Annotated in this window: 18 protein-coding genes; 13 read left to right on the forward strand and 5 right to left on the reverse strand. The window is 57.2% G+C overall.

Going from position 1 to position 9,188, the window contains the following annotated elements; translation table 11 throughout:
* Positions 1-16: 16 nt before the first annotated feature.
* From CKW15_RS06400 to CKW15_RS06410, 3 genes are all read right to left on the reverse strand, one after another.
* A complete protein-coding gene (locus tag CKW15_RS06400; RefSeq protein ID WP_095058059.1) occupies positions 17-250 on the reverse strand; it encodes a hypothetical protein in 234 nt (77 codons plus the stop codon).
* 34 nt (positions 251-284) lie between these two features.
* Positions 285-542: a hypothetical protein gene (locus tag CKW15_RS06405; RefSeq protein ID WP_095151859.1), complete on the reverse strand. Its 258-nt coding sequence runs from the start codon at positions 540-542 to the stop codon at positions 285-287.
* Positions 543-641: 99 nt separating this feature from the next.
* The gene (locus CKW15_RS06410; protein WP_095151860.1) at positions 642-1,523 is read right to left on the reverse strand and encodes an XRE family transcriptional regulator; all 882 of its coding nucleotides are present in this window, start codon (positions 1,521-1,523) and stop codon (positions 642-644) included.
* Between the two features lie 104 nt (positions 1,524-1,627).
* Here CKW15_RS06410 and CKW15_RS06415 point away from each other — a divergent pair, with 104 nt between their 5' ends.
* The 13 genes from CKW15_RS06415 (at position 1,628) to CKW15_RS06485 (ending at position 8,420) form a co-directional block, all read left to right on the forward strand.
* On the forward strand, positions 1,628-1,822 hold the full coding sequence (locus CKW15_RS06415) for a Cro/CI family transcriptional regulator (protein WP_095151934.1): 195 nt from the start codon (positions 1,628-1,630) through the stop codon (positions 1,820-1,822).
* A 32-nt stretch (positions 1,823-1,854) separates the two neighbouring features.
* A complete protein-coding gene (locus CKW15_RS06420; RefSeq protein ID WP_009048020.1) occupies positions 1,855-2,055 on the forward strand; it encodes a hypothetical protein in 201 nt (66 codons plus the stop codon).
* Positions 2,056-2,074: 19 nt separating this feature from the next.
* Positions 2,075-2,287 carry a hypothetical protein gene (locus CKW15_RS06425; RefSeq protein WP_095058055.1) on the forward strand — a complete coding sequence of 71 codons (213 nt, stop codon included), beginning with the start codon at positions 2,075-2,077 and terminating at the stop codon, positions 2,285-2,287.
* A gap of 82 nt (positions 2,288-2,369) precedes the next feature.
* Positions 2,370-3,167 carry a Rha family transcriptional regulator gene (locus CKW15_RS06430; protein ID WP_095151861.1) on the forward strand — a complete coding sequence of 266 codons (798 nt, stop codon included), beginning with the start codon at positions 2,370-2,372 and terminating at the stop codon, positions 3,165-3,167.
* On the forward strand, positions 3,167-3,946 hold the full coding sequence (locus tag CKW15_RS06435; RefSeq protein WP_095151862.1) for a DnaT-like ssDNA-binding domain-containing protein: 780 nt from the start codon (positions 3,167-3,169) through the stop codon (positions 3,944-3,946). The genes CKW15_RS06430 and CKW15_RS06435 overlap by 1 nt, the downstream gene beginning before the upstream one ends.
* The gene (locus tag CKW15_RS06440) at positions 3,946-4,605 is read left to right on the forward strand and encodes a replication protein P (RefSeq protein WP_095151863.1); all 660 of its coding nucleotides are present in this window, start codon (positions 3,946-3,948) and stop codon (positions 4,603-4,605) included. The genes CKW15_RS06435 and CKW15_RS06440 overlap by 1 nt, the downstream gene beginning before the upstream one ends.
* On the forward strand, positions 4,598-4,948 hold the full coding sequence (locus CKW15_RS06445) for a hypothetical protein (protein ID WP_143498377.1): 351 nt from the start codon (positions 4,598-4,600) through the stop codon (positions 4,946-4,948). The genes CKW15_RS06440 and CKW15_RS06445 overlap by 8 nt, the downstream gene beginning before the upstream one ends.
* Positions 4,945-5,169 (forward strand): hypothetical protein, encoded by a 225-nt coding sequence (locus CKW15_RS06450; RefSeq protein WP_095151865.1) that lies wholly within the window; start codon positions 4,945-4,947, stop codon positions 5,167-5,169. Before CKW15_RS06445 ends, CKW15_RS06450 begins: the two co-directional genes overlap by 4 nt.
* Positions 5,166-5,636 carry a hypothetical protein gene (locus CKW15_RS06455; protein ID WP_095151866.1) on the forward strand — a complete coding sequence of 157 codons (471 nt, stop codon included), beginning with the start codon at positions 5,166-5,168 and terminating at the stop codon, positions 5,634-5,636. Before CKW15_RS06450 ends, CKW15_RS06455 begins: the two co-directional genes overlap by 4 nt.
* A gap of 199 nt (positions 5,637-5,835) precedes the next feature.
* Complete coding sequence (locus tag CKW15_RS06465; protein WP_095151868.1) at positions 5,836-6,438, forward strand: recombination protein NinG; 603 nt, start codon at positions 5,836-5,838, stop codon at positions 6,436-6,438.
* Positions 6,435-7,106: a hypothetical protein gene (locus CKW15_RS06470; protein WP_095151869.1), complete on the forward strand. Its 672-nt coding sequence runs from the start codon at positions 6,435-6,437 to the stop codon at positions 7,104-7,106. Before CKW15_RS06465 ends, CKW15_RS06470 begins: the two co-directional genes overlap by 4 nt.
* Positions 7,107-7,893: 787 nt before the next feature.
* Positions 7,894-8,223: a phage holin, lambda family gene (locus CKW15_RS06480; protein ID WP_095151871.1), complete on the forward strand. Its 330-nt coding sequence runs from the start codon at positions 7,894-7,896 to the stop codon at positions 8,221-8,223.
* A gap of 2 nt (positions 8,224-8,225) precedes the next feature.
* A complete protein-coding gene (locus CKW15_RS06485) occupies positions 8,226-8,420 on the forward strand; it encodes a hypothetical protein (RefSeq protein ID WP_095151872.1) in 195 nt (64 codons plus the stop codon).
* Between the two features lie 54 nt (positions 8,421-8,474).
* Here the strand turns inward: CKW15_RS06485 and CKW15_RS06490 are convergent, their stop codons facing one another.
* The gene (locus CKW15_RS06490; RefSeq protein ID WP_095151873.1) at positions 8,475-8,771 is read right to left on the reverse strand and encodes a hypothetical protein; all 297 of its coding nucleotides are present in this window, start codon (positions 8,769-8,771) and stop codon (positions 8,475-8,477) included.
* An 11-nt stretch (positions 8,772-8,782) separates the two neighbouring features.
* Positions 8,783-9,106, reverse strand: a complete 324-nt coding sequence (locus CKW15_RS06495; RefSeq protein ID WP_095151874.1) for a hypothetical protein — start codon at positions 9,104-9,106, stop codon at positions 8,783-8,785.
* Positions 9,107-9,188: the final 82 nt, after the last annotated feature.

Consider the following 9,188-nt stretch of genomic DNA (forward strand, 5'->3'; position numbering starts at 1 on the left):
GCTCAAAGCCTCCTGGCTATGTGGTTCGTGTTATTTGCCCGCTCTTGACTTCATCCGCAAGCGCCATCAGCCGATCCTCGGTTTCTTGGAAACTCACGGCGATCCTCATGAGCTCCTGTGCGTCGTTTTCTTGTCCCGCCTCTGATAGCTTCGTTGCAACTTGGAGCAGATCGACACCTGACCACTTCAGTAGAGCGGCGGCCTGCTTCAGGTCGCGGCGCAGATCCTGGTTGGGCTTGGTGAGTGACATGAAGGCTCCTGCAGGTCTTCAGATGTGCCAGACATTAGCTGTGGGAAAACCATTTCTTGATCCTCTGCCGCACTGAGGGGCGAGGTGGATGGTGATCGCCAACCAAGCTTTCAAGTGCGAGAGTCGCTTTCGTGGTTCGCTCCCTTAGTGTGCTGAGTCGACTATGCAGCTCTTTCTTCAGGTGCTTTCGCTCGTCGGGCGGAGACAGCTCTATCAGCTTGCGAGCCATGAAAAAGTTCAGCTCCATCTGCTGGTCCAGAGCTTCGGTGATTTCGTTGATCGCGTCTTTCATCCAGAGCCCACTCAATTGAAACCAAGCTCACACCGGCGGGTGGCTTGTTGAAGCATTCACGTCTACCGGTCACCGCCGCACCAGGCTACCCGGCCAGCCTCAAGCCTTTCGCGCATTCCAAATCATCAGAACCTTGGCGTGGATCGTCACGTCCTCAATCCTGGCTTCTTGGTCTTTAAGTTTTCCGTTGTCAGAAATCAGCCAGAATCGCTCCGCGTCCATAACTTGGACGCGCTTTATATACAAGTGATCAAGCCACGTAAGTACGTAAATGCCATCGCCTGCGAATTCATTTACCCCTTTATCAACGATCAGTGGGTCTTTGTCGTTGATCGTGCCTTCCATGCTCTGTCCCCAGCCTGTAATCATGGCTAAGGAGTGGGGTGATGTGTACGACACGCCTTTCTCGCGCAGGACATCTTCGCGAATGATGAGGTTTCTGATGACCTCGTTATATTCGGCCGGGACCTGACCATGGCCCATAGCAGCGCGTACATCGTATTGGCGAATAACGATCTCCTCCGGTCTGGCCTTTAGCCCGGAAAAGTCTGCCTGAATAACCTTACCCTGCACTTCCCCGGCCGCCGTGAGCGCAGCTGCCGCAATTTTCTCTTGCGCTTCCGCATCGAGATTCTTGCCGGCGTGCTTGCGAATCATCTCCATGACTTTCTCGGCGGCGCTCGACCCACTCGACACTATTGTCTTGGTCGGCGCGCTGGTCAGGGCTGCTATCTCATCAGCCAGGCGCTGACTGAATGCCGAAACTGGCTCATCAAGCATGCGCGCAAGCACGGCAGCGAACTTGGTGTTCAGGGGGTTGATGCCCTTGAAGTACAGGTTCACGGCAGCCGGCGTCATTCCCGCCTCATCGGCGATCTTCTTCTGGCTGAGCTTCAGCTCGTTCTTCTTCGAGAGGAACAGTTTGTGCGCGGCCGAGCACTCAGCGAGAAGCTCGGGCGGAAGGATTCGTTTCTTGGTCATCGCGCGAATGTATACCAATGGTTAAAAATAAGAAGAAACCATCGGTATTGATTAAAACTTAACAGATGGTTAATATCGGCCTCATCACCAGCAGAGGCACGACCATGAATGAGACTCCCCTCGACGAGTTCGTGGCTGACAAAGGGCAGTCCGAAGCCGCACGACTTCTTCGGGTTACTGCGCCAGCCATCCACAAAGCCTTAACCGCGAAACGGGACATCCGAGTGCTTGAGCTTCCAGATGGAAGCTTCCAGGCGAAAGAGCAGCGTCCGTTCCCATCACAGAAATCAGCCGCTTAACCAATCTCATCAGCCACACAGGAAAACCCAGCATGTACATGGACCCCAATCAAAAGCGCGCCATTCCGGTGAAGGTTCGTTTCGAACCTGTTCTTGATCGGATTCTGCGTCGAGCCGCAACGAAAACCCGCATGCAGCATGCGACCTATCTCTACGAAATCATCGAGTGGGCCGTTGCGAACGGCGTTATCGAGGAACTCATGCAGGACAAACAAGAAGATATCGCGGGCTGAAGCCCCTTTGGAGGGCCAAATGACCGTAGAGCTTGAAAGGCTGCCTCCGCAGACGCGGAAGAGGGTGGAAGAGCTAATGCATGCCAACGGCTGGAGCCTCAGCCAAACCATCAATGAAATGACAGAGCTCGCCATTGCTTACGGGGCACTTTCAGAAGTGGGCCGCAAAAAAGCCAAGGTGCTGCAACTGGTGACCCCAATGAGGGCCTCTTGCAGGGACTCTTCCGGGTAACCAAGAGGGCCTCTGCCAAATTCGAGACGAAAAAAAGCCAGGTTCGTGGCCTGGCTCTCTTAAAACGCTTGTGGAGCAAATCATGCACCAATCAATCCAAACGATCAATACCCAGGCCAGTGTCGCGACACAATTTGGCAACGGTGAAAACGTGTCGCGTACCACCATGTCGTCTCGCGAGATCGCCGAGCTCACAGGGAAGGCTCACTTCCATGTGAAGCGCGACGTCTTGGCGATGCTCAAAGACCTCGGCGAGGATGCATCCAAGTTTGGATGCATCTATCTCGACGCGCTGAATCGCGAGCAGACCGAGTACATGCTCGATCGTGAGCATACCGACTGCCTGCTGACCGGTTACAGCGCCGCCATGCGGATGACAGTGATTCGCCGCTGGCATGAGCTGGAAGCACAGGTTGCAAAGCCTCAGCAGCTCTCGACTATCGAAATCCTGCAGATCGCCATGGAGTCTGAAAAGGCCCGCTTGTTGCTGACGGCGCAAGTCGAGCAGCAGGCCGAGAAAATCCACTCCATGGAAAACCTGTTCAAGGAAGGGATGACCCACACCCAATTCTGCAAGGGGCTCAATGGGGTCAACGTTATGCAGGTTGGCAAATACCTCGAAGCACGGAACTGGCTGTTCAACGAGAGCAAGTCCGGTCTGCGCTTCCGAGTGGCCTCGTACGCTCGCGACAAATACATGACCGAGCATCAGCACGAAGTCACCCCACACGGCAAAGAGCCGTTTGTTTCCTTCACGCCAGTTCTGCTCAAGAAGGGAGCCGTCCGCCTGTACGACCTGTACCTGGCTGGCGAGCTGCCAATGAAGAAGACCTGGGACGGCCTTTTCACTCACGACAAAGCACTCAAGGGGGCCGCGTGATGGCTCGCATTCGTACCGTCAAGCCCGAGTTCTGGTCAAGTGAGCAGGTCATGTCCTGCCGCCCCATGGCTCGCCTACTGTTCATCGGCATCTGGAACTTCTGTGATGACGGCGGCAATCACCCGCTCGCACCGCGGACCATTAAGGCCCTGGTGTTCCCCGGTGATGACATCACCACCAACGAAGTCAGCGAATTGCTGGGCGAGCTTGAAGGTGCTGGTCTGACTTTGAGCTACCAGGTAGACGGCAAAACCTACCTCCACGTAAGCGGCTGGCGGCATCAGAAGATCGAGAAAAAGAACTTCAAATACCCACCTGTGCCTACCGAATTCGATGACCAGTCGGAGAGCGGTCGTCGACAATTCGCCGAGGAGTCGTCGACTAGTCGCCTACCGGTAGACCCCGGAAGGGAAGGGAAGGGAATAGGAGAAGATCAACACAACTCACTACACGCTAGCGAAGCTGATTTTGCCGATCCAAGCCTGCCGACTGAAATGTCGCTGGATTGGGTGCCCGACGAGAAGCTGCTGAAGAACTACGCCTTGCGCATGGCGTTGCCTGTCGCCCTGTTCACCACTGAGGCCATCGGCGGGTTTGTCTGCCACTACACGGCAAGTGGCCGCGCAGAGACGCAGGCGGGCTGGGTGAGTCTTCTGGTGAAGTGGATCAAGCGCGACAACGCAGCGGCAAACAATGTTCGTCAGTTCCCTCTGAAGCGCCAGGCCAACGGCCCCGACTTCGACGACAAGAGCTGGGCTGATGACTTGGGGGCGCTGTGATGAAAACTCCGAATCAGCTCATGCAGACCCTTGGCAACTTGCCTGCGGTGGAGGCTGCTCCGCTCAAGATCGACACCGGTACCGCCGACGTCGTGAACTCGCTGTTCAAGGAGTTGCAGGCGATCTTCCCGGCGTGGCGACAGGCTTGGCCAACCGATGAGGCGCTGATGACTGCCAAGCGCACCTGGGTGAAGGCGTTCATGACCGAGGGTATCAAGCAGATCGAGCAGATCCGCTTCGGCCTGCAGAACTGCCGCAAGCTGGGCAGCGACTTCGCGCCGTCGGTTGGGAAGTTCATCCAGATGTGTCAGCCAACCCCGGAAGCCCTCGGCATTCCGTCTCACGAAGCCGCATACGCCGAATCCGTCGCCAATGCTCACCCGAGCAAGGCAGGCAGCCGGGAGTGGTCGCATCAGGCCGTGTACCACGCTGCGAGCCAGTGCGGCTTCAACGCGCTGAACACGATGAAGGCCGAGGTCAGCCGCAAGCTGTTCGACCGTAACTACGACATCACCATCCGCATGATGCTCGCCGGTGAGCGCCTGCGGAACATTCCGCTGGCCCTGCCTGAGCGTGTCGACGGCCGCACAACACCAGCGATTGGCAATCGAGCGTTGGCGGATCTTCGCAAGAGCCGGGGAGGGCATGCACATGGGTAACGAAAGGATGCGTGAAGAGTTCGAGGCGTGGGTGCTGAGTGAATATCCCAACCAGCGTATGAGCAAGTTCGCTGACGGTGAGTACCACAGCACCACGATTCAGTACTGCTGGCTGGCATGGCAGGCGGCGCGCCTTCCTTCCGGCGTCGTATCAGCAACTGCATGGCGCGTGATCGACGCCAAAGGCAAGCGGTTCACCGTTTACAACAAGGATTTGGCGATGGCTATCAGCGATGCGGGGCTGCACGTCGCTCCGATGTGTGACATTCCGCCAGAGGGTTGGGAGTGCAGTCGAACAAGTGGTCACGAAGGCCCATGCGCCGCTTCGGAGGTGCAACTATGACCATCGACATAAGCGCGCTGACTATCCGTGAGGTTGCGCACTACAACGGCGGCAAGGCCTTTTTCGCCTATGGCTATGAGTGTGTACAGCACCCACGGCTGACGCTGTTCAGGCGGTTTGACAAGAAGCCGAAAACCGTCACGAACACTTGGCGAGTTGATGGTGCCGATCAGGCCAGCCTTGAGGCCGCGGTCGCAGCGCTGGGCGAGGTGACCCAATGACGGACAAAATTAGCGTCAACAGCCAGGCCAAGCTCTCCGAAGCCATCACCAGCCTGACCACCATGTACCGCGACAAGAAGTTCGTCGTCGTGTCGCTGCGCCCGGGCAAGGACCGCACGCTTGACCAGAACGCCTTGTGGTTCAGCTTGTACCAGCGCATCGCTGCGATGACGCAGATCGGCGACGTGGAAGACGCTCGCCGCTACTGCAAGTTGCACTTCGGGGTTCAGATCCTGCTGAACGAGGAAGACGATTTTCGAGCAGCTTGGTACCAGACCATGCGTCACCTGACCTACGCACAGAAGCTCGACATGATGGGGGGCTGTTCGCTGTTCGGTCCTGACGGATTCCCGGTAACTCGGTTGTTCAGTCGCGTCCAGGGTATCGCTTACACCGATCGCATCGTTGCCGACTTCACGGAGCGCGGCGTGGTGTTCACGGATCTGCTGGGCGAGGTGGCTGCATGACGACCCACCAATGTGAATGCCATCGCTGCATCGATGAGCACAAGATTGGCGCCGAAGGGCCTTTCGGATGGCTACCGCTGTCCTACGTGAAAATGATCCTTTGCCCAATTTGCGGCTGCAAGCGATGCCCGCGGGCGAGTGATCACGACCTTGCCTGCACTGACAGCAATGAGCCTGGCCAGCCAGGGAGTGTGTACCAATGAGTCTGGCAGCCAAACAGCCACGCCCGAAGAAGTGCAAGAACCCCGCTTGTGGCATCAGCTTCCCGCCGCAGCGCCTGGGTCAGGCCGTGTGCAGCCCCAAGTGCGGACTGGCCATCAAGGACGTGAACCAGGAGAAGGCGCGTAAGTCGCTGGCTCAGGTCGAGCGCCGGGAGATCAAGGTTCGCAAGGAGAAGCTGAAGAGTAGGGCGGGACACCTTCGCGAGGCCCAGGCCGCGGTGAACGAGTTCGTCCGCCTGCGTGACGCGCACCTGCCCTGCATCAGCTGCGACTCAATGCCAAGCGATCACGACCTGATAACAGGCAGCCGCTGGGATGCTGGTCACTATCGTTCAGTTGGTGCCTGCCCAGAGCTGCGCTTTGAGCCGCTGAACATCCATCGCCAGTGCGTGAAGTGCAATCGGAACCTGTCCGGTAACGCGGTGGAGTACCGCATCCGGCTGGTGAAGCGCATCGGCGCCGACAAGGTGGATTGGCTGGAAGGGCCTCATTCGGCCCGCAAGTACACCGTGGAAGAGATCAAGACCATCAAGGCCGACTACCGGGCACTGACCAGAGAATTGAAGGGAGCAGCAGCATGACCTATCGCAACGTGGTATCCGCAGTAGTTCGGGCGCTGGCCGCCGAAACCATCAACTCTGCCGGCGGGTGCGACTTTGAGCCGAAGGTGCAGTGCGCCAAGCAGAAAGGGGAGATCGTCGGCAAGGAGGCCGCTTTCCTCACCGACTGCTGGGTGTTCGGTCGTCTGCACAAGTCTCTGTCGGCTGCACACTGGAGAGCTCTGGTTGCGAAGTACTCCACGCACGACGAACGCAAGCATGGCGCCATCCTGGAGCTGCTGAACTCGGTCAAGTCGCCAGCACCGAAGCGGTTCCGGGAGTGCGCGATTCTGACATGGGCCATTCCGCAGGTTGGCGGCAGGCATGAGTCAGCCACAGTCGAAGTGGTCAGTCGTGAGGCCGAGGCTATTGCCAAGAACAAGGCCTTGGTTGATTCGTTCAATGAGAAGGGCTTGCGCGGTATGGATGACACCGTGGACCGCAAGCAGACGCTGAAGCGATCAACAGCCGTGCTGCCTGCCGCCTGGTACAACATCGACAACTGGGACAACGACGGCAAGCCAGAGTCGACCCGGTACCGGTGGCGCTCCTCGATTCGCAAGAGCCTGGATGATCTGGTCAACGAAGCATTGACTGCAGCGCAAGAGATCATGGATGCAGAAGGTTTAATCGAAAGTTGCGCGGCATAGCGAATAGTTATTGCAAGTAGTGAGAGAATGAGAGAATATTTACCCATCCTGTCGATCTTGCGCGTTAGGGATTGACACATAGAAGCCCGGCCACTGCGCCGGGTTTTTTATTGCGCTCAGATTGCACGAAGTCGAAAATAGAGCTTCCAACTACACACTGGGAGAGCTTTATGGTTTTGCGTGGCATGGCACAGATGCATGTCGACGACTTGGCGGAAAGGTTCAAGAAGTTGGTGGTAGGGCAGGCTAGCAGTGCGGATATCCAATTTGCGTGGGTTGTTTTTTATCAGGGTCGAATGTTCGGGGCTTATTCAACGGCCGCGCTTGCGCTGCAGAAAATAACGGACATTGAGCGCTGCATTAGCCTTGATGAGGTCCCAGTCCCTCAGACCTCAAGCGACTAAAGTTTTCATCAAGACCCCGCCTAAAGCGGGGTTTTTTATTGCCAGAAATTTACCTGTAGCCAGGACAGCCCTCGGGATGGTCTGGACGTCGATAGCCGGATAGTGCGACGTACGGAATCAGCACCGGCAGCCCGCGCACTCTGAAAGCACCATGCTTGCCAGAGTGGCGCGAGACCGGATCAGCGAGACAGATGCAATGGGGCGTCGGCGTTGTGGATGTCTTTGGCTGGCAGCGTGGGAAGACACGCGCACCTTTTCAGGGCCTCTGCATCCGCAGGGGCTTTTCGTATCTGGTACCCACGCCATCGTCTTTGCTCCGAGCGGATGAGAGAGGCGTGGAGTGCCGGACCTATTCTCGCGCTCCCCGAGAGGGAGGAATCCGGATGCCAAACATGCCTGACAAACCAGACACCTGGCTCATCGTCATGGCCTGGCTTAGCCAACACTCCCCGATGTTCTACGCCGCGGCGTTGTCGTGCTGGATCGCCTTCTTGCGCGTCATCTACGGGGGAGGCGGGCGGCGACAGGCCCTGCTCGAATCCTGCCTGTGTGGCGCGATCACAGCTGGGGCGTTCCCGCTGCTCGAATACTTCAACCTGCCTTCAAGCCTTGCAGCTGCCCTCGGCGCTGTCATCGGTACCCTCGGCGTGAAGAAGGTTGCCGACCTGGCCGACCGATTCACCGACTTCAAATTGCCCAAGCGGCAGGAGTGACTATGCAACTGATCGACAACTGGAAAAAAGCGCTGAGCATGACCAGCGTTCAGGCGGGTGGTGCCATTGCTGCACTGGGTATCGCTGAACAGCTGATGCCGCAACTACAGGCCGTGCTGCCACCGGTGGCCTATGGCGTGCTGGGGCTACTGGTGATGATCGCTCGCGTGGTGCTTCAGCCGAAGCTGGCCAAGTAGGCAGGAAGGTGTGCCGCAGGTGAGTGCGGCACAACAACCAAGCTCCAGAGGTTATTAGCTTTTCTTGGGCTGGCGCGTACCTTCATACGCTGCTGTGATCTCTACATAGGTAAAAGGTCGGGACAGGTTGTCCTCATCAAAGACCTCCGCGCCGTCAAATCTTTTGTGGCTCAGGCCGTTAAACGCAATTGGCTTACATTTTGGATGCGTGACTTGGTAATGAGGCTTTAGGCCTGTGCCTGTCGTGCCTAGCTTGAGTAATGAGCCCTCGCGCATTTTCTCGCACATACTCCTGAGGCGTAGAAGCCCAAGGGTCAGCAGTCGATCGTGATCCCACTCCAATTTGCTCATATCGACCCCCCTCAAGGATGTTTGGTGTAGCGTGCGGCGGTCCTATACAGGTCCCCGACTCTAATCCCGACATCGGTTTGATCTAAAGAATAGCCGCGGCTTTCCATGACTTGGCGAACCATTCTGCCGGTCATTCGCTTGACGCGGTCGGCCCGGATCTCATCCCCGAACTTAGCCAGCAGGTGGGGCTGAAGACCCTCAAGAGCTGGGCGCTTCAGGTACGTTGTCGTTTCCATACAAGCGATTGAAGACTCGGCATGCAGGTAGGTCCATATAGCTTCGCCAAGTGGCGTGCTAGAAACGTCAGAGAATGTGCCCGGGTCAAACTTGTTCATCGTAGGTGACCTCGCTTCAAGACTGGATGTTTGAGATAGTAGTTACTACCCGGCTAATATGTACTGCTGTTATTGGCAGGTC

Origin of the sequence: Pseudomonas sp. Irchel s3b5, assembly GCF_900187435.1 — a bacterium.
Classification (GTDB): Bacteria; Pseudomonadota; Gammaproteobacteria; order Pseudomonadales; family Pseudomonadaceae; genus Aquipseudomonas.